At 63.6% G+C, this 24,695-nt stretch carries 25 protein-coding genes and 1 pseudogene; 7 read left to right on the top strand and 19 right to left on the bottom strand.

What is annotated here, in order from left to right; all coding sequences use genetic code 11:
- Window positions 1-29: 29 nt before the first annotated feature.
- The 5 genes from recG to exbB all read right to left on the bottom strand — a co-directional run bounded on the left by recG (window position 30) and on the right by exbB (window position 5,260).
- Window positions 30-2,108, bottom strand: a complete 2,079-nt coding sequence (recG, locus tag JKP78_RS08925) for an ATP-dependent DNA helicase RecG (protein WP_186684013.1) — start codon at window positions 2,106-2,108, stop codon at window positions 30-32.
- A gap of 3 nt (window positions 2,109-2,111) precedes the next feature.
- Entirely contained in the window at window positions 2,112-3,038 is a 927-nt protein-coding gene (locus JKP78_RS08920) for a hydrogen peroxide-inducible genes activator (RefSeq protein WP_043199836.1), read from the bottom strand.
- A 93-nt stretch (window positions 3,039-3,131) separates the two neighbouring features.
- A complete protein-coding gene (locus tag JKP78_RS08915) occupies window positions 3,132-3,869 on the bottom strand; it encodes an energy transducer TonB (RefSeq protein ID WP_170033822.1) in 738 nt (245 codons plus the stop codon).
- A complete protein-coding gene (gene exbD, locus JKP78_RS08910; protein ID WP_170033820.1) occupies window positions 3,866-4,294 on the bottom strand; it encodes a TonB system transport protein ExbD in 429 nt (142 codons plus the stop codon). Before exbD ends, JKP78_RS08915 begins: the two co-directional genes overlap by 4 nt.
- A 3-nt stretch (window positions 4,295-4,297) precedes the next feature.
- Window positions 4,298-5,260 carry a tonB-system energizer ExbB gene (gene exbB / locus JKP78_RS08905; RefSeq protein ID WP_186684015.1) on the bottom strand — a complete coding sequence of 321 codons (963 nt, stop codon included), beginning with the start codon at window positions 5,258-5,260 and terminating at the stop codon, window positions 4,298-4,300.
- 190 nt (window positions 5,261-5,450) lie between these two features.
- On the opposite strand from exbB, the gene JKP78_RS08900 reads away from it, so the two are divergent.
- Window positions 5,451-6,308, top strand: coding sequence for an SDR family oxidoreductase (locus tag JKP78_RS08900; RefSeq protein WP_200626563.1), 858 nt, complete (start codon window positions 5,451-5,453; stop codon window positions 6,306-6,308).
- A 166-nt stretch (window positions 6,309-6,474) separates the two neighbouring features.
- Here the strand turns inward: JKP78_RS08900 and JKP78_RS08895 are convergent, their stop codons facing one another.
- The 5 genes from JKP78_RS08895 to JKP78_RS08875 form a co-directional block, all read right to left on the bottom strand.
- Window positions 6,475-7,206: a hypothetical protein gene (locus JKP78_RS08895; protein WP_186684017.1), complete on the bottom strand. Its 732-nt coding sequence runs from the start codon at window positions 7,204-7,206 to the stop codon at window positions 6,475-6,477.
- Window positions 7,207-7,264: 58 nt separating this feature from the next.
- On the bottom strand, window positions 7,265-7,645 hold the full coding sequence (locus JKP78_RS08890) for a RidA family protein (protein WP_009684531.1): 381 nt from the start codon (window positions 7,643-7,645) through the stop codon (window positions 7,265-7,267).
- A gap of 23 nt (window positions 7,646-7,668) precedes the next feature.
- On the bottom strand, window positions 7,669-9,777 hold the full coding sequence (gene spoT, locus JKP78_RS08885) for a bifunctional GTP diphosphokinase/guanosine-3',5'-bis pyrophosphate 3'-pyrophosphohydrolase (protein WP_170033812.1): 2,109 nt from the start codon (window positions 9,775-9,777) through the stop codon (window positions 7,669-7,671).
- A 59-nt stretch (window positions 9,778-9,836) separates the two neighbouring features.
- The gene (rpoZ, locus tag JKP78_RS08880; RefSeq protein ID WP_003253383.1) at window positions 9,837-10,100 is read right to left on the bottom strand and encodes a DNA-directed RNA polymerase subunit omega; all 264 of its coding nucleotides are present in this window, start codon (window positions 10,098-10,100) and stop codon (window positions 9,837-9,839) included.
- Window positions 10,101-10,350: 250 nt separating this feature from the next.
- Window positions 10,351-11,223, bottom strand: coding sequence for a LysR family transcriptional regulator (locus JKP78_RS08875; protein WP_013974798.1), 873 nt, complete (start codon window positions 11,221-11,223; stop codon window positions 10,351-10,353).
- 245 nt (window positions 11,224-11,468) lie between these two features.
- Between JKP78_RS08875 and JKP78_RS08870 the strand changes: the two genes are divergently transcribed.
- The 3 genes from JKP78_RS08870 (at window position 11,469) to JKP78_RS08860 (ending at window position 15,244) form a co-directional block, all read left to right on the top strand.
- Window positions 11,469-12,812, top strand: coding sequence for a glutamine synthetase family protein (locus tag JKP78_RS08870; protein WP_372241591.1), 1,344 nt, complete (start codon window positions 11,469-11,471; stop codon window positions 12,810-12,812).
- A gap of 4 nt (window positions 12,813-12,816) precedes the next feature.
- Window positions 12,817-13,590 carry a gamma-glutamyl-gamma-aminobutyrate hydrolase family protein gene (locus tag JKP78_RS08865; RefSeq protein ID WP_186684018.1) on the top strand — a complete coding sequence of 258 codons (774 nt, stop codon included), beginning with the start codon at window positions 12,817-12,819 and terminating at the stop codon, window positions 13,588-13,590.
- A gap of 112 nt (window positions 13,591-13,702) precedes the next feature.
- Window positions 13,703-15,244 (top strand): APC family permease, encoded by a 1,542-nt coding sequence (locus JKP78_RS08860; protein WP_170033807.1) that lies wholly within the window; start codon window positions 13,703-13,705, stop codon window positions 15,242-15,244.
- Between the two features lie 136 nt (window positions 15,245-15,380).
- On the opposite strand, the gene gmk is transcribed toward JKP78_RS08860, so the two are convergent.
- Both gmk and JKP78_RS08850 read right to left on the bottom strand, forming a co-directional pair.
- Entirely contained in the window at window positions 15,381-16,001 is a 621-nt protein-coding gene (gene gmk / locus JKP78_RS08855; RefSeq protein WP_186684019.1) for a guanylate kinase, read from the bottom strand.
- Window positions 16,002-16,014: 13 nt separating this feature from the next.
- Window positions 16,015-16,878, bottom strand: a complete 864-nt coding sequence (locus JKP78_RS08850) for a YicC/YloC family endoribonuclease (protein ID WP_170033803.1) — start codon at window positions 16,876-16,878, stop codon at window positions 16,015-16,017.
- 227 nt (window positions 16,879-17,105) lie between these two features.
- Between JKP78_RS08850 and rph the strand changes: the two genes are divergently transcribed.
- Both rph and JKP78_RS08840 read left to right on the top strand, forming a co-directional pair.
- Window positions 17,106-17,828, top strand: coding sequence for a ribonuclease PH (gene rph / locus JKP78_RS08845; RefSeq protein WP_170033801.1), 723 nt, complete (start codon window positions 17,106-17,108; stop codon window positions 17,826-17,828).
- A gap of 23 nt (window positions 17,829-17,851) precedes the next feature.
- Window positions 17,852-18,220 (top strand): DUF4870 domain-containing protein, encoded by a 369-nt coding sequence (locus JKP78_RS08840; RefSeq protein WP_186671858.1) that lies wholly within the window; start codon window positions 17,852-17,854, stop codon window positions 18,218-18,220.
- Between the two features lie 116 nt (window positions 18,221-18,336).
- Here the strand turns inward: JKP78_RS08840 and JKP78_RS08835 are convergent, their stop codons facing one another.
- On the bottom strand, window positions 18,337-19,116 hold the full coding sequence (locus tag JKP78_RS08835; protein ID WP_003253401.1) for an exodeoxyribonuclease III: 780 nt from the start codon (window positions 19,114-19,116) through the stop codon (window positions 18,337-18,339).
- 80 nt (window positions 19,117-19,196) lie between these two features.
- Between JKP78_RS08835 and pyrE the strand changes: the two genes are divergently transcribed.
- On the top strand, window positions 19,197-19,838 hold the full coding sequence (gene pyrE / locus JKP78_RS08830) for an orotate phosphoribosyltransferase (RefSeq protein ID WP_186684021.1): 642 nt from the start codon (window positions 19,197-19,199) through the stop codon (window positions 19,836-19,838).
- Window positions 19,839-19,896: 58 nt separating this feature from the next.
- On the opposite strand, the gene JKP78_RS08825 is transcribed toward pyrE, so the two are convergent.
- The 6 genes and pseudogenes from JKP78_RS08825 to dut all read right to left on the bottom strand — a co-directional run bounded on the left by JKP78_RS08825 (window position 19,897) and on the right by dut (window position 24,692).
- A complete protein-coding gene (locus JKP78_RS08825) occupies window positions 19,897-20,556 on the bottom strand; it encodes a DUF799 domain-containing protein (protein WP_186684023.1) in 660 nt (219 codons plus the stop codon).
- Entirely contained in the window at window positions 20,553-20,921 is a 369-nt protein-coding gene (locus JKP78_RS08820) for a DUF4810 domain-containing protein (RefSeq protein ID WP_186684025.1), read from the bottom strand. Before JKP78_RS08820 ends, JKP78_RS08825 begins: the two co-directional genes overlap by 4 nt.
- 26 nt (window positions 20,922-20,947) lie before the next feature.
- Window positions 20,948-21,628, bottom strand: coding sequence for a CsgG/HfaB family protein (locus JKP78_RS08815; RefSeq protein WP_186684027.1), 681 nt, complete (start codon window positions 21,626-21,628; stop codon window positions 20,948-20,950).
- A gap of 160 nt (window positions 21,629-21,788) precedes the next feature.
- A complete protein-coding gene (argB, locus tag JKP78_RS08810) occupies window positions 21,789-22,694 on the bottom strand; it encodes an acetylglutamate kinase (RefSeq protein ID WP_170033798.1) in 906 nt (301 codons plus the stop codon).
- 30 nt (window positions 22,695-22,724) lie between these two features.
- A pseudogene (locus JKP78_RS08805) lies at window positions 22,725-24,092 on the bottom strand (phosphomannomutase/phosphoglucomutase); the annotation flags it as partial.
- A gap of 144 nt (window positions 24,093-24,236) precedes the next feature.
- Window positions 24,237-24,692 carry a dUTP diphosphatase gene (gene dut / locus JKP78_RS08800; RefSeq protein WP_186684029.1) on the bottom strand — a complete coding sequence of 152 codons (456 nt, stop codon included), beginning with the start codon at window positions 24,690-24,692 and terminating at the stop codon, window positions 24,237-24,239.
- Window positions 24,693-24,695: the final 3 nt, after the last annotated feature.

Raw genomic sequence — 24,695 nt, 5'->3', positions numbered from 1 at the left:
GCAAATCTGGATCCATTATGGAACCATCGTCACACTTGGCCATATTGCTGGCCATGCCGCAGCCAGCGGTCGAGCAATGGGCTGACATGCTCCGGCCAGCGCGCAAGCAGGGCCTGGGCGGCGTCACGCACTGCCGGTAACAGGTCGGCATCGCGCATCAGGTCGGCGACCTTGAACTGCAGCAGGCCGGTCTGGCGGGTACCAAGCATCTCGCCCGGGCCGCGTAGCTCCAGGTCCTTCTCGGCGATGATGAAGCCGTCGTTGGTTTCCCGCATGATCCCCAGGCGCTCGCGGCCGATCTGCGACAGGGGCGGGTGATACAGCAGCACGCAATGGCTGACGGCGCTGCCCCGGCCAACTCGGCCGCGCAGCTGGTGCAACTGGGCCAGGCCCAGGCGCTCGGGGTTCTCGATGATCATCAGGCTGGCGTTGGGCACGTCCACGCCGACCTCGATCACCGTGGTAGCAACCAGCAACTGCAGGTTGCCGGCCTTGAACTCGGCCATGACCTCAGCCTTTTCCGCCGGCTTCATGCGCCCGTGGATCAGCCCCACGCGCAGCTCGCCCAGGGCGCTGCCCAGCTCCTCGTAGGTGCTTTCGGCGGCCTGGCAGGTCAACTCTTCGGATTCTTCGATCAGCGTGCATACCCAATAGGCCTGGCGCCCTTCGGCGCAGGCGGCGCGTACCCGCTCGACCACTTCGAAGCGGCGGCTGTCGGCCACCAGTACGGTATTCACCGGGGTACGCCCGGGCGGCAGTTCATCGAGTACCGACGTGTCCAGGTCGGCATAGGCGCTCATGGCCAGCGTACGCGGGATAGGTGTGGCAGTCATGATCAACTGGTGCGGGCACAATTCGCCGGCCACGCCTTTCTTGCGCAGGGCCAGGCGTTGCTGCACGCCAAACCGGTGCTGCTCGTCGATGATCGCCAAGGCCAGGTGCTTGAACTTCACCTCATCCTGGAACAGCGCATGGGTGCCGACCACCATCGGTGCACCGTTGGCGATCTGCTCGAGGGCGCTGGCCCGGGCCTTGCCCTTGAGCTTGCCGGCCAGCCAGGCCACCTCGATGCCCAACGGCTCGAGCCAGCGCTTGAAGGTGATGTAATGCTGTTCGGCGAGAATCTCGGTGGGCGCCATCAGCGCCACCTGGTAACCGGCTTCCAGCGCCTGCAGGGCGGCCAGGGCGGCGACCACGGTCTTGCCGGCGCCGACATCACCCTGCACCAGGCGCATCATCGGCTCGTGCTGGCTGAGGTCATAGGCGATTTCATTGGCCACCCGCCGCTGCGCGCCGGTCGGTTGGAAGCCCAGGTTGGCCAGGTATTGCGCCTGCAGGCGCTGGGCCTTGGGCAGTACCGGTGCGCGCAGGCTGCGCAGGCTCTCGCGCAGGCGCTGCTGCGACAGCTGGTGGGTCAGCAGCTCTTCGAAGGCCAGGCGGTGCTGGGCCCAGTGCTGGCCTTCGGCAAGCTCGTCGAGGTCGGCGTCGGCCGGCGGGTTGTGCAGGTAGCGGATGGCATCGTCCAGCGGGGCCAGCTGGTAGTCGCGGGCCAGTTCGGCGGGCAGCCAGTCTGGCAGGCTGCGCGGGCCGAGCAAGGCCAGGCTTTGCTGGCACAGCAGGCGCAGGCGCTGCTGGGTCAGGCCCTCGGTGGACGGGTAGATCGGCGTCAGGGTCTGCTCCACCGGTGGTGGCGGCTCGTCGCCGTTCAGCGCGCGGTATTCCGGGTGGTAGATTTCCAGGCCCGAGGCGCCGGGGCGCGCTTCGCCATAACAGCGCAGGTGGGTGCCGCGCTTGAGGCCTTCCTTCTGCGCATTGCTGAAGTGGTAGAAGCGCAGGCTCAACACGCCGCTGCCATCACCCAGGCGCACCACCAGGCTGCGGCGTTTGCCCATGGTCACGTCGGCACCGCTGACCACGCCCTCGATCACCGCGTCCTGGCCGGGGCGTAGCTGGCCGATCGGGACCACGCGGGTGCGGTCCTGATAACGCAGGGGCAGGTGAAACAGCACGTCCTGCAGGTTTTCCAGGCCGACCTTGGCGAGTTTCTCTGCCATGGCCTCGCCAACCCCCTTGAGTACCGTGACCGGGACCTTCGACAGCTCACTCATGGCTCAGGCCGGCTGTTCCGCTGGGGCTTTGGCGACCGAGCACAGGCGGATCGAGTCGGCGAGGATCTCGATGGCCTTCGGCCGTGGGAAGCTGGCGCGCCAGGCAATGGCCACGGTTCGGAAGGGCGCCGGTGCGGTCAGCGGGCGGACCTCGATGACGCCTGGGGCGTAATGGTGGCTATGCACTGCCGACAGAGGCAGGATCGACACGCCGAGGCCCGAAGCCACCATGTGGCGGATGGTTTCCAGCGAGCTGGACTCGACCGTGGTGTGCCTGGCCCCTTCGCCGCCCTTGTTCAGGGTCGGGCAGGCTTCCAGCACCTGGTCGCGGAAGCAGTGGCCTTCCCCGAGCAGCAACAGGCTCTTGTCGTTGAGCATGGCGGTGTCGATGGTCTTTTTCGCCGTCCACGGGTGGTCGGCCGGCATCAGCGCGCAGAACGGTTCATCGTACAGCGGCAGGGTCAGCACGTCGGCTTCGTTGAACGGCAGGGCGATGATCACTGCGTCCAGCTCGCCGTTGCGCAGCTTTTCGCGCAGGACGTGGGTGAAGTTCTCTTCGATGTATAGCGGCATCTGCGGCGCTACGCGGTGCAGCTGCGGGATCAGGTGCGGGAACAGATACGGGCCGACGGTATAGATGGCGCCGACCTTGAGCGGGGCAGTCAGCTGGTTCTTGCCGGCCTGGGCGAGTTCGCGAATGCCCTGGGCCTGTTCCAGTACCTTCTGCGCCTGGGCTACGATGCTTTCGCCGACCGGGGTCAGGCGTACCGCGCTCTTGCTGCGCTCGAAGATCAGCACGCCTAGCTCGTCCTCGAGCTTCTTCACACCGACCGACAGGGTCGGCTGGCTCACGTGACAGCGTTCGGCGGCATGGCCGAAATGCTGTTCCTGGGCGAGTGTGACGATGTAGCGTAATTCTGTAAGGGTCATAACGTGCGTCCATGAAGTTGCGAGCCCAGCATAGCGGCTGCAATCGATAGACGCACGTTATCAGAGTTGCCGATTTGTGACAGAAACAAAGCCTCAGCGGCGGTCCAGCGAGTAGACGAACGGCGCCACGACTTCGATCGTGCCGTTGTTCAGCAACTCGGGTGGTGGCTTGGGTACCGTGCCGGCCCGACGGATCATTTCCAAGGTCGCCCGGTCCAGGGCGGCACTGCCTGAGCCACCGGCCATGGAGTACGACACCACCTTGCCTTCGGCGTCGACCACGAAGCGCAGCCGGTTGATGCCCTGCAGGCCGCGCCGGCGCGCGTCTTCCGGGTAGCGCTTGTACTTGGCCAGGTGGCGCAACAGGTCGCTCTGCCAGGTTGGCAGGGCGTTGCTGTTGGCCGCAATGCTCGGTGTCGGCGCCGCGGACTTCTGCGGTGGCGTGTTGCTGGGCGGCGCATCCACCGTCTGTTCGGTCGGCGGGGCTTCCTTCGGCGGCTCAGGCTTTTTCTCGGGCTTGGGCGGCTGCGGTTGCGGCTTGGCCTTCGGCTTGGGCGGCTTGGCAATGGCGATCTTCGGTTTGGGAGCCTCGGCCAGCTTTGGCAGCGGTGGTTCCTCGACCGGTGCCGGCGGCTGCGGCGCTGCTTTCGGAGGGGGCGGTGGCGCAGGCTCCGGCAACGGCGCCAGCTCGACCATCATGGCTGCCGGGGGCAGCTCGATGGCCTGGGGTACCGACCAGTTGAGCGTGAGCAGCACAGCCACGGCATGGACACCCAGCACGAGGGCCAGGCTGCCGCCGTAACGCGCCAGATTGTGCCGCGTCTTCGTCATTTCTTGGCTGCCGTCTCGAGACCTACCAGGCCGACTTTCAGGTAGCCGGCCGCGCGCATGCTGTTCATTACTTCCATCAGGTCACCGTAATCCACGCCTTTGTCAGCCTGGAAGAAGATGGTGGTGTCCTTGTCGCCCTTGGTCTTGGCGTCGAGCATCGGGCCAAGCTGCTCGGGGGCCGGGACCTGATCGTCGCCGACGTACAGCTTCTGGTCGGCCTTGACGCTGACGAACACCGGTTTTTCCGGCCGCGGTGCCGGCTTGGCGGTCGAGGCAGGCAGGTCGACCTTGATGTCGACCGTGGCCAGGGGCGCTGCGACCATGAAAATGATCAGCAGCACCAGCATCACGTCGATGAACGGCGTAACGTTGATTTCGTGGTTCTCGACCAGGTCGTCACCACCTTCGTTGAGATGCAGGCCCATGGCTTACCCCACTTTCACCATGTGCGGGGCGGCGCGCTCGCTGCCCTGGTGGTCCAGGTCACGGCTGACCAGCAGCAGCACCTGGGCGGAGGCGTCGGACACCTGGGCCTTGTAGCCGGCGATGGAACGGGCGAAGACGTTGTAGATGACCACGGCCGGAATCGCCGCGACCAGGCCCAGGGCGGTGGCCAGCAGGGCTTCGGCGATGCCCGGGGCAACCACGGCCAGGTTGGTGGTCTGGGTCTTGGCGATGCCGATGAAGCTGTTCATGATGCCCCAAACGGTACCGAACAGGCCGACGAACGGCGCGGTGGAGCCGATGGTGGCGAGCACACCGGTGCCGCTGCTCATGGTACGGCCGCTGGCGTGTACCAGGCGCTCCAGGCGGAAGCTGACGCGTTCCTTGATGCCTTCCTTTTCCCGGGCATTGGCCGACAGGCGCATCTCTTCAAGCGCATCCTGGACCAGGGTATGAGCCAGGGTACCCTCCTTGTTGGAGTGATCGCTGGCTTCTTTCAGGCTGGCGGATTTCTTCAGCAGGGCGATTTCACCACGCAGGCGACGCTTGGCGCCCATCAGCTCGAAGCCTTTGGCAATCCAGATGGTCCAGGTGATGATGGAGGCGATGGCCAGGCCGATCATGACCGCTTTCACCACTACGTCGGCGTTCTTGTACATGCCCCAAGGCGAAAGGTCGTGGGCCATGCCCAGCGAGGTATCTTCAACCAGGGCTTCGACGCTCGGGTCTGCCGCGGTCGGGGCTTGAGCCGGAGTGGCGGTAGGGGTGTCGGCCGTCGGCGCTGCGGCTGGCGCAGCGGGTGCGCTGGCGGCAGCTGGCGCGGCGGCGCTGGCGGTTGGCTCATCGGCCATGGCCACCGGGGCCAGCACCAGGCTGAGCATCAGCGCGGCGATGGCGCGCCAGGCGCGCGACGGGGTTGGCGAAGCGGAAGGTTGAATACGTGTCATGCTGGCCGGACCTGATGAAGAAAAAGTAAGCGTTCTCCAAGGCCTCGAGGTAGGCCGAGAACAATTTGGCCGCCATTATTGCAAGTAATTCTTGTTAACAAAAGTAATCTTGTTGCTTTTTTCGCCTATGGTCTAGTCACCCATCGTGTAGCGTGGCCGGGTTGATCAAGTTGGTCTAGGGAGTTCAGAGATGTCAGACCTTTCCGTGATGGTTGTGGGTTGTGGTGATGTAGGCGGGCGTCTTGCCCGGCAGATGCTGGCGTGCGGCTGGCAGGTAAGCGGCCTGCGCCGCTCGGTGGGGCAACTGCCGGCAGGTGTTGCGCCGGTGGCTGCAGACCTGGCCGAGCCATCTATGCCACCAGCCTGGCCGCAGCGTGCGCCGGATTATTTGGTGTATTGCGTGGCGGCCAGCCAGCACGACGAGGCCGGTTACCAGGCAGCCTATGTCGACGGGCTGCGCCATGTGCTGGCCTGGTTGGCCGCACGCGGCCAGCGCCCACGGCGCCTGCTGTTCGTCTCCAGCAGCAGCGTGTATGCGCAAAAGGGCGGGGAATGGATCGACGAGCGTGCAGCCACTGAGCCTGAAGGTTATTCCGGGCGGGTGATGCTGGAAGCTGAGCGGCTTGCCTTGGCCAGCGGCATTCCGGCGACTGTGGTGCGTTTGACCGGCATCTACGGCCCGGGTCGCGAATGGCTGCTCAGCCAGGTGCGCCAGGGTTACCGCGTGGCCGAAGAGCCGCCGCTTTATGGCAACCGTATTCATGCCGAGGATGCCGCCAGCCTGCTGGCTTTCCTGTTGCAGGCCGATGCCGAAGGCAAGGCGCTGGATGCCTGCTACATCGGCGTCGACGACGACCCCGCGCCGCTGGCCGATGTGGTGGCCTGGCTGCGGGATTACCTGGGAGTTACCGAGTGGTCCGATGAACAGCGGGTGCGGCGGACGGGCAGCAAGCGTTGCAGTAATGCGCGGGCGCGGGCGCTGGGCTGGGCGCCGGTGTATCCGAGTTACAAGGAAGGCTATGCGGCGATCCTGGCGGGTAAAAACTAGCCCTCTGGCTTGTGCGGTCCGTGTAGGAGCGGCCTTGTGTCGCGAATGGGCCGCAAAGCGGCCCCAGCAATCTATGTAGTAACGCACAAATCCTGGGGCCGCTGCGCGCCCCATCGCGACACAAGGCCGCTCCTACAGGGGGCGGCGCTCGGCTCGAGATAAGGCTTCAGTCCTGCTCCAGCAACCACTGGCGCTTGCCGGCCGCCAACACGGGCATCTCATCCGGCTGCGCACGGTTCACCGCCTGGAAAATCTCCAGCTTGTCGCCATCGCGCTTGAAAATGAAGGGCGCGCCGCGCTGCTCATGCTCCAGCCACAGGCTGTCATTGCTGCCACCCATGGTTGCGCAATCACCCGCCAGGCACAGGGCGAAACGGTCTGGTCCCGGCAGGCCGGTGACGTTGCCGGTATCGCTGAAGCGTACGCTGGCACCTTTGCCCTGGCCGTCGATGATCTTCCAGTTGCCACCCAGATAAGCCTGGTACAACGCCTTCTCGAAGCTGCTACCCAGTGGCGCATTGGCTGACGCTGGCGCCTTGGCCCGCACGAAAGTCTGCTTGGCGCCTTTTTGATCGATGGCTTGCAGCTCGTCACCATCGAGCGACAGCTGCTCGGTCTGGCCGCCCTGGAAGCTGGCCTGCCATTGCTTGTCGGCGGCCCTCAGCTGGCCGTCGACCGCCTCGAAACCATTGCTGTAGCTGGCCTGCTGGCTGGCGACGTCGAGCTTCCACTCGAACACCGGGCCGTGCTCGTCGAGCGCCTGGCGCAGGCTGTCACCTTTGACCGCCGCAGTGATGGCGTCCTGGTTGATCCAGGTACCGTTGAAGTCTTCGGGTTTGTGGCTGGCGCAGCCGCCCAGAAGCAGGGCTGCCAGCGCTAGAGGCAGTGCTTGACGCATGACGGGTAACCTTGCAGAGGAAGGGAGGGTGACGGGCAGGGCGCCCGTCACCGGGGCATCATTCGATGACCAGAATGGCGTCCATTTCAACCTGGGCGCCTTTTGGCAGCGCGGCAACGCCGATGGCGGCGCGGGCCGGGTACGGCTGCTCGAAGTAGCGGCCCATTACCTCGTTGACCTTGGCGAAGTGGCTCAGGTCGGTGAGGAAGATGTTCAGCTTGACGATGTCCTTGAACGAACCGCCAGCGGCTTCAGCCACGGCCTTGAGGTTCTCGAAGACCTGCACGGTCTGGGCTTCGAAGCCTTCGACCAGTTCCATGGTCTTCGGGTCCAGCGGGATCTGGCCCGACATGTACACGGTGTTGCCGGCCTTGATCGCCTGCGAGTAGGTGCCGATGGCGGCAGGGGCCTTGTCGCTGTTGATGACGGTCTTGCTCATGATGACTCCTTGCGGTTGGCGGACTACGTACGCATACGGGTTATGCGGACCACACCGGTCAGGGTACGCAGCTTCTTGATCACACGCGCCAGGTGCACACGGTCGTGCACGCTGACCACCAGTTGGACCACGCTGATACGGCCGTCGCGTTCGTCCATGCTGATCTTCTCGATGTTGCCGTCGGCGGCGTTTACGCTGCTGGCCAGCAGCGCGATCAGGCCGCGCTGGTGTTCCAGTTCGACACGCAGTTCGACGTTGAACTCACCGGTGATGTCCTTGGCCCAGGAAAGCTGTACGCACTTCTCCGGGTTGTGGCGGATTTCACTGATGTTGCGGCAGTTCTCCAGGTGCACGACCATGCCCTTGCCAGCTGACAGGTGGCCGACGATCGGGTCGCCCGGGATCGGCGTGCAGCACTTGGCGTAGCTCAGCACCAGGCCTTCGGTACCGCGGATCGCCAGCGGGCCTTCCGGCGCCGGCAGTTGTTCGCCTTCAGCCGACAGCAGGCGGCGCGCAACCACGTAGGCCATGCGGTTGCCCAGGCCGATGTCTTCGAGCAGGTCTTCGATCAGCTCCAGGCGGTACTCGGCGAGAATCGCCTGGATGTGCTCCTGAGGGATGCTTTCCAGGCTGCTGTCGAAGCCGGTAAGCACCTTGTTCAGCAGGCGTTCGCCCAGGCTGATGGACTCGGAGCGGCGCTGCTGCTTGAGTGCGTGACGGATGTGCGTGCGGGCTTTGCCGGTAACCACGAAGTTGAGCCAGGCCGGGTTCGGCCGTGCACCCGGGGCGCTGACGATCTCCACCGTCGAGCCGCTTTGCAGCGGTTCGGACAACGGTGCCAGGCGGCGGTTGATGCGGCAGGCGATGCAGCTGTTGCCGACGTCGGTGTGCACCGCGTAGGCGAAGTCGACGGCCGTGGAGCCCTTGGGCAGCTCCATGATGCGGCCCTTGGGCGTGAACACGTAGACCTCGTCCGGGAACAGGTCGATCTTCACGCTCTCGATGAACTCCAGCGAGTTGCCGGCACGTTGCTGCAGTTCGAGGATTCCCTTGACCCACTGGCGAGCACGAGCGTGGCTGCCCTTGGGCTGCTCATCGTCGTTGGACTTGTACAGCCAGTGTGCGGCGATACCGTTGTTGGCCATCTCTTCCATTTCGCGCGTGCGGATCTGGATTTCGATGGGCACCCCGTGCATGCCGAACAGCGTTGTGTGCAACGACTGGTAGCCGTTGGCCTTGGGAATCGCGATGTAATCCTTGAAGCGACCAGGCAGCGGCTTGTACAGGTTGTGCACGGCACCGAGCACGCGGTAACAGGTATCGACCTTGTCGACGACGATGCGGAAGGCATACACATCCATGATCTCGTTGAAGGCGCGACGCTTGCCGCGCATCTTCTTGTAGATGCCATAGAGGTGTTTCTGCCGGCCACTGACCTCGCCCTCGATGCCGTCGGCGGCCAGGCAGTTGGCCAGCGAGTGCTCGATCTTGGCGACGATCTCCTTGCGGTTGCCGCGTGCGCTTTTCACCGCCCGGTGAATCAGCGACGAGCGCATCGGGTGCATGGCCTTGAAGCCCAGGTCCTCGAACTCCACGCGCACGGTGTGCATGCCCAGGCGGTTGGCGATGGGGGCGTAGATCTCGAGGGTTTCCTTGGCAATGCGCCGGCGCTTTTCGCCAGACAGCACTTCCAGGGTGCGCATGTTGTGCAGGCGGTCGGCCAGCTTTACCAGGATCACGCGGATATCGCGCGCCATGGCCATGGCCATCTTCTGGAAGTTTTCGGCTTGCGCCTCGGCCTTGGTCTCGAAGTTCATCTGGGTCAGCTTGCTGACGCCATCGACCAGCTCGGCCACGGTCTCGCCAAACTGTTGGCTGAGGGCTTCCTTGGCGATGCCGGTGTCTTCGATCACATCGTGCAGCATGGCGGCCATCAGGCTTTGATGGTCCATGTGCATGTCGGCGAGGATGCTGGCCACGGCCAGCGGATGGGTCACGTAGGGCTCGCCGCTGCGGCGACGCTGCCCGTCGTGTGCCTGTTCGGCGTAGAAATAGGCACGCCGGACCAGGTTGACCTGTTCGGGGCCAAGGTAGGTCGACAGCCGTTCGGCCAAAGCTTCTATACCCGGCATGGGTTCACCTCCTGCCGAGGAAGAGGGCCTTGCGCCGTGCGACGTCGACCAGGCATCAATCAGACAGCCTCGTTGTTCTCGTCCTCGAATGCGGCGAACACCGGATCCTCGGTGACGATCTCTTCGGCGGCGATGAATTCGTTGGTGACGATGCCTTCGGCGATTTCACGCAGGGCAACAACGGTCGGCTTGTCGTTTTCCCACGCAACGCGTGGCTCTTTGCCGCCGGTCGCCAGCTGGCGAGCGCGCTTGGTCGAGAGCATGACCAGCTCAAAGCGGTTATCCACGTGTTCCAGGCAGTCTTCAACAGTTACGCGGGCCATGGTCTTCCTCAGTAGCAATTGCGGTGGGCGTGCAGCCCGATAATGGGCAGGCGGACTCGATAGTTTAAAAAATCACCAGCCAATAGGGAAGCGCTGTTTTGTCGGGTGGATCGGTGTGGGCTTCTTCGCGGGCATGCCCGCTCCCACAAGTCCTGCACAGTTCTCACCGCCGCCGCTTTACCTGTGGGAGCGGGCGTGCCCGCGAAAGGGCCGGAGCAGACATGCTCGATACATGAGCCTGACGATAACCTCAGAGCATCGCGTCACGCAACCGCGGGGTCAGCTCCTCGAACAGCGTCTGGACCGAGCGCAACGCCCGGCAGTCCGGCCGGGTCAGCAGCCACAGCTGAGTATCGCAGCCGGGCAGCGGCCCGCTCAACGCGTCCACCCCCGGCAGGGCATGCACCATGTAATCCGGCAGCGCCGCCACGCCCAGCCCGGCCGTGACCAACTGGGCGATGGTGGACATGCCGCTGCACTGGTAGCGCGGGCTCAACCCCGGATGCTGCTGGTTGCGCCAGACCACCGTGGGGTGGTCCTGCATCGAGTCGTCCGGGGCGATCCACGGCACGCTGGCCGGCGATTCGGCCAGGCGCTCGCGCCACTGCGGCTGGCCGCAGACCACATACGAAGTCGACCCCAGGTTGCGCCCGACCAGGTGCTCCGGCGGCGTGTTGGTCAGGCGCAGGGCAATGTCGGCATCGCGCCGGCTGAGGTTGGCGAAGGTGTTGGACGTGCCCATTTCCAGCGACAGCGCGGGGTAGTTGGGCATGAACTCGGCCAGCGCCGGCAGCAGCAGGCTGTGCATCACCGCTTCGGTGCAGGTCAGCCGTACCGTGCCACTCACCACCTGTTCGCCACTGGTCATGGCAATGCGTGCCGCTTCCAACGCCTGCTCGGCGCGCTCGGCCTGTTCGGCCAGGGCCTGGGCAGTGTCGGTCGGCAGGTAGCCCTTGCGGCTCTTGACGAACAAGGCCGTGCCCAGCGCCGACTCCAGCCGGCGGATCGAGCGGAACACGGTCGAGACATCGACCTTGAGCAGCTCGGCTGCCTTGGCCAGGGAACGACCGCGCTCCAGCGCCAGGACCAGGGAAAGGTCGGCGTGGGTAATCTGATATTGCATTGGTGCACGCTCTGCTTGCCGAATTGCCAATGTCTGTTGCGTTTTGGCCATTTTATAGTGAAACGGCCCCCGGGAATCAATGCGCCCGGTCGGGTAACCAATCCCCACGATGGGAAAGTGAAAAGAACAACAGCTGCAACCATCGTCGCCCGTGAGGCGCCAGCCGTATCCCCACATCGCCGCAGCAAATCATAGGATGTACAGCCATGACGTCGGTAACCCCGTGCGCCAGTTCTTCCAGCGAGATGAGTGACTTCCTCCAGGCCCATCCGGACACGCAGTACGTCGACCTGCTGATCTCCGACATGAACGGCGTGGTACGTGGCAAGCGCATCGAGCGGGCCAGCCTGCACAAGGTGTACGAGAAAGGCATCAACCTGCCGGCGTCGCTGTTCGCCCTGGACATCAACGGTTCCACCGTCGAAAGCACCGGGCTAGGCCTGGATATCGGCGATGCCGACCGTATCTGCTTCCCGATCGCGGGCACGCTGTCGGACGAGCCCTGGCAGAAGCGCCCGACCGCCCAGCTGCTGATGACCATGCATGAACTGGACGGCCAGCCGTTCTTCGCCGACCCGCGCGAGGTGCTGCGCCAGGTGGTGAGCCGGTTCGACGACCTGGGCCTGGATATCTGTGCCGCGTTCGAGCTGGAGTTCTACCTGATCGACCAGGACAACCTGAACGGCCGCCCGCAGCCGCCGCGCTCGCCCATTTCGGGCAAGCGTCCGCAGTCGACCCAGGTGTACCTGATCGACGACCTCGACGAGTATGCCGACTGCCTGCAGGACATGCTCGAAGCGGCCAAGGAACAAGGCTTGCCTGCCGACGCCATCGTCAAGGAAAGCGCCCCGGCGCAGTTCGAAGTCAACCTGCACCATGTGGCTGATCCGCTGAAGGCCTGTGACTACGCGATCCTGCTCAAGCGCCTGATCAAGAACGTGGCCTATGACCATGAAATGGACACCACCTTCATGGCCAAGCCTTACCCGGGCCAGGCCGGCAATGGCCTGCACGTGCACATTTCGTTGCTGGACAAGAAAACCGGCAAGAACATCTTTGCCAGCGATGACCCGCTGCAAAGCGACGCCTTGCGCCATGCCATCGGCGGCGTGCTGGAGACCATGCCGGCGTCGATGGCCTTCCTTTGCCCGAACATCAACTCCTACCGCCGTTTCGGTGCGCAGTTCTACGTACCCAACGCGCCAAGCTGGGGCCTGGACAACCGCACCGTGGCCGTGCGCGTACCCACCGACAGCAGCGACAATGTGCGCCTCGAGCACCGTGTCGCCGGCGCCGACGCCAACCCCTACCTGATGCTCGCGGCAATTCTCGCCGGTGTGCACCATGGCCTGACCAACCAGGTCGAGCCGGGTGAACCGATCGAAGGCAACTCCTACGAGCAGCTGGAGCAGAGCCTGCCGAACAACCTGCGCGATGCCCTGCGCGCGCTGGATGACAGCGAAGTGCTCAACCAATACATCAGCCCGGACTACATCGATATCTTCGTGGCCTGCAAGGAAAGCGAACTGGCCGAATTCGAAGTGTCAATCTCCGACCTCGAATACAACTGGTACCTGCACACGGTGTAAGCCCATGAGCGCAAATGCGGTCCCCTTGATCGGTGTCAGCGCCTGCCGCCAGCAGGTCGGCAAGAACCCGTCGCACACGGTAGGCGACAAGTATGTCGAGGCGGCCGGCTTTGCCGGCCTGCCGCTGATATTGCCGGCGCGTGACGGTGGCAGCGACACACAGGCGCTGCTGGCCCGTCTGGACGGCATTGTTTTTACCGGCTCGCCTTCAAATATCGAACCGCATCATTACAATGGCGCCCCCAGCGCGGCCGGTACCCGGCACGATCTGGCGCGCGATCGCCTGACCCTGCCGCTGCTGCAGGCGGCCATCGCTGCCGGGGTGCCGGTGTTCTGCATCTGCCGCGGTTACCAGGAATTGAACGTGGCCCTGGGCGGCAGCCTGCACCAGCGCGTGCAGGAGCTGCCCGGTTACCAGGACCACCGCGAACCCGAGGACGCACCCCTGGAAGTGCAATATGGCCCTCGCCACCTTGTCGGCATCGAGCCGGGCGGGTTGTTCGAGCGCCTGGGCCTGGCTGCGCAGTTCGAGGTCAACTCGCTGCACAGCCAGGGCATCGACCGCCTGGCCCCTGGCCTGCGCGTCGAGGCACGGGCCCCGGATGGCCTGATCGAAGCGGTATCCATGCCTGCGGCGCCGGGCTTCGTGCTTGGCGTGCAATGGCACCCGGAATGGCGATTTAGCGAAAACCCGGTCTCGCTGCGCCTGTTCCAGGCGTTTCGCGAGGCTTGCATTGCCTACGCAGCACGGGAGGGCGCACGGCAGAAAGCATTCTGACGTCAGCCGAAGGTCTCGGATGACTGATTCCCGGCAGCAGCTTTCAATGAGTGAAAGCGAGCCTTGTGCGCAAGGCCAGTGAAAACAATTCCAAAATCTACGGCAAATACTCATGAGCGATTACACAGAAGCCGGCCGCCCACCCGACGTGGTGGCCGACGCGGGCAATACCCAGCGCAGCAAGGGCCTGGCCAAAGGCCGGCTGGGCTTGCTGGCCAGCGTGGTGCTGGGCATTTCCACCATCGCCCCGGTCTATACCTTGACCGGCGCACTTGGCCCGACCGTGCGCGAGGTGGGCGCCCACCTGCCAGCGGTGTTCATCGTCGGCTTCCTTCCGATGCTGCTGGTCGCCCTCGGTTACCGCGAGCTGAACTCGGCCGAGCCGGACAGCGGCACATCGTTTACCTGGTCGGCGCGTGCCTTCGGCCCGATGATCGGCTGGATCGGCGGCTGGGGTCTGGTCGTCGCCACCACCATCGTGCTGTCGAACCTGGCGGGCGTGGCCGTCGACTTCTTCTACCTGTTCCTCGGCCAGATCACCGGCCATCACGAGCTGGCGGCACTGGCCGACAACCTGTTGATCAACGTGGTGACCTGTTGCGTGTTCATTGCCCTGGCGGTGTGGATCTGCTGTCGGGGTATCGCCACCACCATGACCGTGCAGTACGGCTTGGTGGCGCTGCAGTTGGTGGTGCTGATCGGCTTTGCCTTTGCCGCCTTCGACGGTACCACCGCGCCGCCGCCGCTGGAATTCGATTTCGCCTGGTTCAACCCGTTCGGTGTCGAGTCGTTCTCGGCCTTCGCCGCCGGGCTGTCGCTGTCGATCTTCATCTTCTGGGGGTGGGACACCTGCCTGACCGTCAGCGAAGAGTCGGTAGGCAGTGAAGAGGTACCGGGCAAGGCGGCCACCTGGACCGTGATGTTGATTCTCGGCCTGTACCTGTTCACTGCGATCGCCACCCTGCAGTTTGCCGGGATCAGCGAGTCTGGCCTGGGCCTGAACAACCCGCGCATCCAGGAAAACGTGTTCGCTCACCTGGCCGGCCCGGTCATGGGGCCATTGGCGATCCTGATGTCCATTGCCGTGCTGGCCAGTACCGCAGCCTCGCTGCAGTCGACCTTCGTTGCGCCCGCGCGCACGCTCTTGGCCATGGGCTACTACGGTGCGGTGCCGCAGAAGTTCGCCAGCGTCTGCCCGCGTTCGCAAACCCCACGCTACGCCACCATCTGCGCCGGCCTGGCCGCGGGCCTGTTCTACGTGACCATGCGTACCCTGAGCGAGAACGTGCTGGCGGATACCATTACCGCCCTGGGCATGATGATCTGCTTCTACTATTCGCTGACCGCATTCGCCTGCGTCTGGTATTTCCGCGACAGCCTGTTCGACAGCCTGCGCCACTTCATCATGCGTGGCCTGTGCCCGTTGGTGGGTGGGGTGATTCTGTCGGTGATCTTCGTGCGTACTGCCATCGACAGCGCTTCGCCAGACTTCGGCAGTGGCTCACATGTGGGCGGACTGGGGCTGGTATTCGTGATTGCCGCGATCATTTCGGTGCTCGGCATCGGGCTGATGATGCTGTCGCGCATGCGCGCACCGGCGTATTTCCTCGGGGCTACCCTGCGTCAGCAGGCTACCTTGCCACTGCAGGAATAAAGCCGGGGGGCGCTTCGCGCCCCTTTCGCGACACAAGGCCGCTCCTACAGGAGATCGCGCAAGCCTGACTAACGCGATCCCTTGTAGGAGCGGCCTTGTGTCGCGATAGGGCCGCAAAGCGGCCCCGTACGGTCTCTCAGGAGAGCAGTTCTTTCAGCAACCCGCTGTTGCGCTGTTGCTGTTTCTTCAGCACCAGGCGGTTCGAGCGGAACACCGCTTTCAAATCCTCCAGCGCCACGTCGAAATCATCGTTGATGATCACGTAGTCATATTCGTCGTAGTGCACCATCTCACTGACCGCTTCTTTCATGCGCCCGGCAATGATCTCTTCACTGTCCTGCCCGCGGCCGTCCAGACGATGACGCAAGGCCTGCTGGCTTGGCGGCAGGATGAATATCGACAATGCCTGCGGCATCAGCTTGCGCACTTGCTGGGCGCCTTGCCAGTCGATTTCCAGAATCAGGTCGTAACCCTGGTCCAGCGTATGCTGCAGCGCACTGCGCGAGGTGCCATAGAAGTTGCCGAACACCTCGGCATGCTCAAGGAAGTCACCTTGCGCAATCAGGGCCTTGAACTCCTCGTGGACGACGAAGTGATAGTTCACCCCGTGCTGCTCGCCCGGGCGCATGGCGCGGGTGGTGTGCGAGACCGAGACGCGGATCTGCGGGTCGTCCTTGGTCAGGGCGGTGACCAGGCTGGTCTTGCCGGCGCCGGAAGGGGCCGAAACGATATAGAGGGTGCCGCTGCTGTGGTTCATGGTCGGGGTGGCCTTACTCGATGTTCTGTACTTGTTCACGCATCTGTTCGATCAGTACCTTCAGGTTGACCGCCGCTTGCGTGCTGCGTGGGTCGAAGGCCTTGGAGCCGAGGGTATTGGCCTCGCGGTTGAGTTCCTGCATCAGGAAGTCCAGGCGCCGGCCGGCGGCACCGCCACCCTTGAGCACTCGGCGTACTTCGGTGACGTGGGTGCTCAGGCGGTCGAGTTCCTCGGCCACGTCGCTCTTCTGGGCCAGCAGCACCAGCTCCTGTTCCAGGCGTTGCGGGTCGAGTTCGGCCTGCACGTCGCCGAAGCGATCGAGGATCTTCTGTCGCTGTGCCGCCAGCATCTGTGGCACCAGGGCGCGCAGGGTTGTGACTTCGCTGGCCATGTTGTCCAGGCGTTCGTTGATCAGCCGGGCCAGCTCCTGGCCTTCACGCTGGCGCCCGGCCTTGAGTTCGGCGAGGGCTTCGTCGAACAGTGCCATGGCTTCGGCATTCAGCGCCTGCGGGTCACTGGCGTCGGCCACCAGCACGCCTGGCCACGACAGCACTTCCAGCGGGTTCAGCGGTGCCGGTTGCTTGATCAGGCCGGCCACTTCCTCGGCAGCGGCAACCAGTTGTGCGGCGCGCTCGCGGTCTACCTTCAGCGGTTTGCCGTTGCTGTCGTCGTTGAGGCGCAGGGTACATTCCACCTTGCCCCGCGACAGGCCCTGGCGCAGGCCCTCACGCACGGCGCCCTCGAGGTCGCGCAGGGCTTCGGGCAGGCGCAGGTGCGGCTCCAGGTAACGGTGATTGACCGAACGCAGCTCCCAGACCAGGGTGCCTTGGCTGCCGGCGCGCTCGACACGAGCAAAAGCGGTCATGCTGTGCACCATGGGGAGTACCTCGCGTAGATGAATGAACGGTGGGAGCCTCTCGGCTGCAAGGCGCAGGATTGTAGCGCAGTGGCGCCCTGGCGCCCAATCCACCCATGTTACCGAGGGCTGGCTGGCGCAGCAGGAAAAGGCGACGGGCAGCGCCGGGCGCGACAATAGGCATGTCCTCCCCGGGCCGCGGGCTCTATAATGCTCGGCAGATTCAAGTCCCAGTACAGGTATCCCAGATGAAACGTCCAAGTGGTCGCGCCGCCGATCAGCTCCGCTCGATCCGCATCACCCGCAACTACACCAAGCACGCCGAAGGGTCGGTACTGGTTGAGTTCGGTGACACCAAGGTCATCTGCACGGTCAGTGTGGAAAACGGTGTGCCGCGCTTTCTCAAAGGGCAGGGCCAGGGCTGGCTGACCGCCGAGTACGGCATGTTGCCGCGTTCCACCGGCGAGCGTAATCAGCGCGAGGCCAGCCGTGGCAAGCAGGGTGGTCGCACCCTGGAAATCCAGCGCCTGATCGGCCGTTCGCTGCGCGCTGCGCTGGACATGAGCAAGCTCGGTGACATCACCCTGTACATCGACTGCGACGTGATTCAGGCCGATGGCGGTACCCGCACTGCATCCATCACCGGTGCCATGGTCGCCCTGTGCGACGCCTTGGCGGTGATCAAGAAGCGCGGCGGCCTGAAGGCCGGCAACCCGCTCAAGCACATGATCGCCGCGGTGTCGGTGGGCATGTACCAGGGTGAAGCGGTACTCGACCTGGACTACCTGGAAGACTCCGCCGCCGAGACCGACCTGAACGTGGTCATGACCAGCGCCGGTGGTTTCATCGAAGTGCAGGGTACCGCCGAAGGCGCGCCGTTCCAGCCGGAAGACTTCAACGCCATGCTCGCCCTGGCACAGATGGGCATGGCTGAAATCTTCGAACTGCAGCAGGCCGCACTGGCCGACTGAACCCAGCCAAGGAGGTGCGGGGCATGAGCGATTCCAACCTGTCGATCACCCCGCCCAATGCCGAAGTCCGGCAGTGGGCGATGTTCTGTCACCTTTCTGCGCTGCTGGGCCTGGTGGTGCCGCTCGGGCACTTGCTGGGCCCGCTGGTGCTGTGGCATCTCAAGCGCGAGCAAGACCCTTTCATCGATGCCCAGGGCAAGGAGGCGCTGAACTTTCAGATCAGCGTGACCATTGCCGGGTTCATCTGCTTCCTGCTGATGTTCGTGTTCATCGGGCTGATGCTGTTCGCCATGCTGATGGTGGCGGTGCTGGTGTTGATCATCATTGCGGCGGTGCGGGCCAATGAAGGCAAGCCGTATCGCTACCCGATGATCTGGCGGCCGATCAAATAGCCATTGGGGCTGCTTTGCAGCCCTATCGCGACACAAGGCCGCTCCTACAAGGGATATGCATTCCCCTGTAGGAGCGGCCTTGTGTCGCGATAGGGCCGCAAAGCGGCCCCATGCGTTTAGATGGTCAACGTCCAGTCATAGTCGACAATCAGCGGCGCATGCTGGGAGAAGCGCGGCTGACGCGGCAGGCGGGCATTGCGCACGAAGCGGCGCAGGCCCGGAGTGAGGATCTGGTAGTCGAACCGGTAGCCCAGGTTGAGCATCTCGGCCTGCTCGTTGTCGGGCCACCAGCTGTACTGGTCGCCTTCACGGCTGACTTCACGCAGGGCATCGACGTAACCCATCTCGCCGGTGATCGCATCCATCCAGGCGCGCTCCGGTGCCAGGAAGCCTGGTGACTGTTGGCTGTCGCGCCAGTTCTTGATGTCGAGCTTCTGCTGCGCCACGTAGAACGAGCCGCAGTAGATGTACTCACGACGCTTGCGACGCTGTTTGTCCAGGTACTTGGCGAAGTCGTCCATCAACTTGAACTTCTGGTTCAAGTCTTCGTCGCCGTTCATACCCGAAGGCAGCAACAGGCTGGCAATACTGACCTTGTCGAAATCTGCTTGCAGGTAACGCCCGTAGCGGTCGGCTGTCTCGAAGCCCAGGCCGGTGATGACTGCCTTGGGCTGCATCCGCGAATACAGGGCCACACCACCTTGGGCAGGCACCTCCGCGTCGCAGGCATAAAGGAAATAGCCATCGAGCTGGAAAGCTGGGTCATCGAGTTCAAAGGCCGAGGCGCGGGTATCCTGAAGGCAGATGACGTCGGCATTCTGGGCTTGCAGCCAGCTGAGCAAACCACGCTCGGCCGCAGCCTGAATGCCATTTACGTTCACACTGATGATCCGCATAAATGGCCCCAAAAATCTCGTGCGTGTATGATACCCGAGCTCAACCCATTTAGCTAAATCCGTGGTGTCCGGGACTATCCATGCAGCCGTATCAGCGCGACTTCATCCGTTTTGCCATCGATCGCGGGGTACTGCGTTTCGGTGAATTCACCCTGAAATCGGGGCGTACCAGCCCGTATTTCTTCAATGCCGGCCTGTTCAACAGCGGTTCTGCCCTGGCCCAGCTGGGTCGTTGCTATGCGGCGGCCATCGTCGACAGCAAGATCCCGTTCGACGTGCTGTTCGGCCCGGCCTACAAGGGTATCCCGCTGGCGGCGGCGACTGCCGTGGCCCTGGCCGAGCAGCACCAGCTCGACGTGCCATGGTGCTTCAACCGCAAGGAAGCCAAGGACCACGGCGAAGGCGGCAGCCTGGTTGGCGCGCCGTTGGCCGGTGAAGTGCTGATCATCGACGATGTGATCACTGCCGGTACGGCCATCCGTGAAGTCATGCAGATCATCAATGCGCAAGAGGCCAAGGCCGCAGGTGTATTGATCGCGTTGAACCGCGAAGAGCGCGGCAATGGCGAACTGTCGGCGATCCAGGAAGTGGAGCGTGATTTCGGCATTCCGGTCGTCAGCATCGTTTCGCTGACCCAGGTGCTGGAATTCCTCGCCGATGACCCGCAGCTGAAGCAGCACCTGCCAGCTGTCGAGGCCTACCGGGCGCAGTACGGGATCTGATCCCGGCCTGGAACTGAAAAAGGCGACCTTCGCGTGAAGGTCGCCTTTTTTGTGTCACTCAGTCAGTGCCGTACTTGGGCGAACGTGGCCCGTAGAGAATGCCGCCGTTCGGATGTGGCGTCAGCAGGCGTGCGCTGGTCATGCCGGCGATGGGGTAGCCAGCATCTTCCTGCACGCTGCTGACGATCTGGTTGACTGCCGCAACGATCAGCATGCCGACCAGGCCACCCTGGTTCTGCTGATTCTCCTGGCTGGACGCCGTGGCGCTGCCAGTCCACAGCGTGGTGCCGGTCTTCAGGTCGACCAGCTTGGCATTGGCCGTGACGATAGTTGCACTGCTCAGCACCATGTAACGGGTACCGTAGTCCGATACGGTCACATACAACGCGGCATCAGCGCCAAAGATCTCACGCAGTTTGGGCATTGGCAGCTGGTGGATGTCGGCCGGCGTGGTCATGCCGTTCTGGCGGAAGGTCTCGTCCACCAGCGCCACGGGCATCACGTAGTAGCCAGCCTCGGCCAGCGGGTAGGTGACCTGCGACAGCATGCTGTAGGTCGCCTTCACATCCGGCGACTCGTTCAGTGGCGGGAGAATCAGGATCGACTTCGGCCGGCTCTGCTTGTAAGCGGAGTAGTCGATGGTCTTGCGCTCGGCGCAGCCAGCGAACAGGGCCAGCACGCAAACGGTGGTGATCAGTTGGCTCAGGCGCTTGATCATTGCTTGGCTCCCTTGCTCGCGTTGCTCATCAGGAAGTCCATGTACGTCGCCGATTCCGGGAACAGTGCCTTCTCGGTGCGGAACTGCTGAATCATCTGGTCATCCTTGCCGAGGCTGGAATACAGCAGGCCCAGCTGCGCATGGTAGCCGGGTGGTACGGCGCCGTTCTTGGCCTTGATCTTTTCCAGGTCGCGCTCCAGCGCGGTGACCTGTTCCTCTTTCGAATCGCCTTTGAGGTAGCCATACACCTGGGGTTGGTAGCTTTCCCACTGGTACAGCGGTTTGGGCGCGTTGCAGCCGGCCAGCAGGATGCTGCCCAACACCAGGCCGGCGCAGCTGCGCACGGCCGAGAGGGTGATGCTCATGTAGGAGTCCTTCCTGGAAGAATCTGTTACTGGGCCTTCGGATTCCACTGGCCGCTTTCGACTGCGTTCACCAGCTTGTTGACGGCTTCGCGCATGGCCAGGTCGAGCACCTTGCCGTTCAGCGTGGAGTCATAGCTGGCGGTGCCGCCAAAGCCGATGATCTCGCGGTTGGACAGGGCGTATTCCCCCGCACCCTGGCTGGAGTAGACGACTTCCGAAGTGCTGATGTTGACGATGTTCAGCGCCACCTTGGCGTAGGCGATCTGGGTCTTGCCGCGACCGAGAATGCCGAACAGCTGGTGATCGCCAACCTCTTTGCGGCCGAACTCGGTAACGTCGCCAGTCACCACGAAGTCGGCACCTTTCAGGCGCTGGGCCTGGCCCTTGATCGCGGCTTCCTGCTGGATCTCGCCCATGTTGTCGCGATCGAGCACGTTGAAGCGGTTGGTTTGCTGCAGGTGGGTGATGAGGATGGTCTTGGCCTGGCCGCCGAGGCGGTCGACGCCATCGGAGAAGATGCCGCGCATGTAGCTGGAACGGTTGTCGAACTTGCCGACGGCAATCGGTGCGCGTACACCGCTGTAGGGGCGGCTGACGCTTTCAACCTGTTGTACGGCAACAGCGGTGGATGTTTCGGTGGCGCAGCCGGCGATGGACCCGACAGCCAGGGCGGCTGCCAGCACGAGTCCTTGTGATGCGTATTTCACGCAGTTTCTCCAGAAAAGATCAAATTGAAGCGAGGTGGCATTCTGACAGTATTTGCCGCAAAAAGCATCGCCGGCAAGCCGGCTCCCAGGCCCTGCACCAACCTGGGTCAGTGCAATCGCTGTAGGAGCCGGCTTGCCGGCGATAGGGAGTAGCAGGCTGTCAGCGCGGCTTGCGGTTGGTAATCAGGGTACCTACGCCGCTGTCGGTGAAGATCTCCAGCAGCACCGCATTCGGCACACGACCGTCAATGATGTGCGAGCTGTTCACGCCGCCCTGCACCGCGTCCAGCGCGCATTTGATCTTCGGCAGCATGCCACCGTAGATGGTGCCGTCGGCGATCAGTTCGTTGACCTGCTCGGTGGTCAGGCCGGTCAGTACCTGGCCCTGCTTGTCCATCAGGCCGGCGATGTTGGTCAGCAGCATCAGCTTCTCGGCCTTCAGCGCCTCGGCCACCTTGCCCGCCACCAGGTCGGCGTTGATGTTGTACGACTCACCGTCGGCACCTACACCGATTGGCGCGATGACCGGGATGAAGTCGCCCTTGACCAGCATGTTCAGCAGGTCGGTGTTCACGCTCACCACTTCACCGACGTGGCCGATGTCGATGATTTCCGGGGTGGTCATTTCCGGCGTCTTGCGGCTGACGGTCAGCTTGCGCGCGCGGATCAGCTCCGCGTCCTTGCCGGTCAGGCCGATGGCGCTGCCGCCGTGGCGGTTGATCAGGTTGACGATGTCCTTGTTGACCTGGCCGCCCAGCACCATCTCCACCACATCCATGGTCGCCGCGTCGGTGACGCGCATGCCGTCGATGAAATGGCTTTCGATCGACAGGCGCTTGAGCAGGTCGCCGATCTGCGGGCCGCCACCGTGGACCACCACCGGGTTGATGCCTACAGCCTTCATCAGCACGATGTCACGGGCGAAGCCGGTCTTGAGCTCCTCGCTCTCCATCGCGTTGCCGCCGTACTTGATCACCAGGGTCTTGCCGACAAAGCGGCGAATGTAAGGCAGTGCTTCGGACAAAACCTCGGCTACATGGGAAGCGGCATCGCGATCGAGGGTCATGCAGGGCTCCTGTAAGGAACAGATAGTCGGTCAGAACGGCAGTTGCAGCTCAGGCTCTACCCGCAGCAACTGGGTACGGAAAACATCCTTGATACGTTGCAATTCGGCGTCGCTGTCGGCCTCGAAGCGCAGCACCAGCACCGGGGTGGTGTTGGAGGCGCGAACCAGGCCCCAGCCGTGGGCGTAGTCCACCCGCACACCGTCGATGGTGGTCAGGTTGGCTTCGCCCCAGTCGGCGTCGCGTTGCAGTGCATCAATGATGCTGAATTTACCCTCGTCGGTCACATCAATATTGATTTCCGGCGTGGAAATATCGTTCGGGAAGGCGGCGAACAGGTCTTCTGCGCTTTGCCCGGCCTTGCTGAGGATCTCCAGCAGGCGCGCGGCGCTGTAGATACCGTCATCGAAACCGTACCAGCGTTCCTTGATGAAGATGTGACCGCTCATCTCGCCTGCCAGCAGCGAGCCGGACTGCTTCATCTTCTTCTTGATCAGCGAGTGGCCGGTCTTCCACATCAACGCGCGGCCACCGTGCTGTTCGATCAGCGGGGTCAGGCGGCGGGTGCATTTGACGTCGAAGATGATCTCGGCACCCGGGTTACGCGACAGCACGTCCTGGGCAAACAGCATCAGCAGGCGGTCGGGGTAGACGATGCTGCCGGTGTTGGTCACCACGCCGACCCGGTCGCCGTCACCGTCGAAGGCCAGGCCGATGTCGGCACCGGTTTGCTTGACCTTGGCAATCAGGTCCTCGAGGTTTTCCGGCTTGCCCGGGTCCGGGTGGTGGTTGGGGAAGTTGCCGTCGACCTCGCAGAACAGCGGGATCACTTCGCAGCCCAGGGCTTCGATCAATTTCGGCGCGATCACGCCAGCGGCACCGTTGCCGCAATCCACCACCACCTTGAGCTTCTTCGCCAGCTTCACGTCATCGACAATCTGCTGGAAGTAGCGGTCAAGGATCTCGACCTTTTCCACGCGGCCATCGGCGCGGCTCAGGTTGTTGGTTTTCAGGCGGGTCAGCAGGGCCTGGATCTGTTCGTTGGCCAGGGTGTCACCGGCAATCACGATCTTGAAGCCGTTGTAGTCCGACGGGTTGTGGCTGCCGGTCAGCATCACCCCGGACTTGCCGGCCAGCACATTGGCTGCGTAGTACAGGGCCGGGGTAGGCACCAGGCCGACATCGCTGACGTGGCAGCCGGCGTCGACCAAGCCCTTGATCAGCTCTTCGACCAGCATCGGGCCGGACAGGCGGCCATCGCGGCCGACCGAAACCTGCGGTTCGCCCTGGGCCAGGCTCTGTGCACCGATGGCGCGGCCGATCCAGTAGGCGGTTTCGGCGTGAAGGGTCTTGCCGACCACGCCGCGGATGTCATACGCGCGGAAAATGCTGTCTGGTAGTGCTGCGGGTACCAGGTGGGCCATGTCGTTCATCTCTGGAAGCTCCATTAGTCAAAGGCTTTCTGGGCAGGCGCAAACTGAACGCTTGGACGGTGGTTTCGCCAGAGAGTTCGCCATCCTTGGCCTGAACGGTCATCTGTCGGCTCAGTGGCTGCCAGAATGGCCGAAGCCGCCAGCGCCACGCTGGGTTTCATCGAACGCTTCGACGATGTCGAAATGGGCCTGTACCACCGGTACCAGCACCAACTGGGCGATACGTTCGCCCACCGCGATGGTGAACGCGGTGTTGCCACGGTTCCAGCACGACACCATCAGCTCGCCCTGGTAGTCCGAGTCGATCAGCCCGACCAGGTTGCCCAGCACGATACCGTGCTTATGGCCCAGGCCCGAGCGCGGCAGGATCACCGCTGCCAGGCCTGGGTCGCCAATGTAGATCGACAGGCCGGTAGGGATCAGCAGGGTCTGGCCCGGCTCGATGATGGTGTCTTCCTTGAGCAGGGCGCGCAGGTCGAGGCCGGCGGAGCCGGGGGTGGCGTACTGCGGCAGAGGGAATTCGCTGCCCAGGCGTGGGTCGAGGATCTTGGCTTGAAGAGCGTGCATGTA

This window comes from Pseudomonas sp. LAM2023, from assembly GCF_016620375.1.
Lineage (GTDB): Bacteria > Pseudomonadota > Gammaproteobacteria > Pseudomonadales > Pseudomonadaceae > Aquipseudomonas > Aquipseudomonas anuradhapurensis.
Note: the sequence above shows the minus strand (reverse complement) of the source record. Positions and strands in the feature narration are given on the sequence as shown.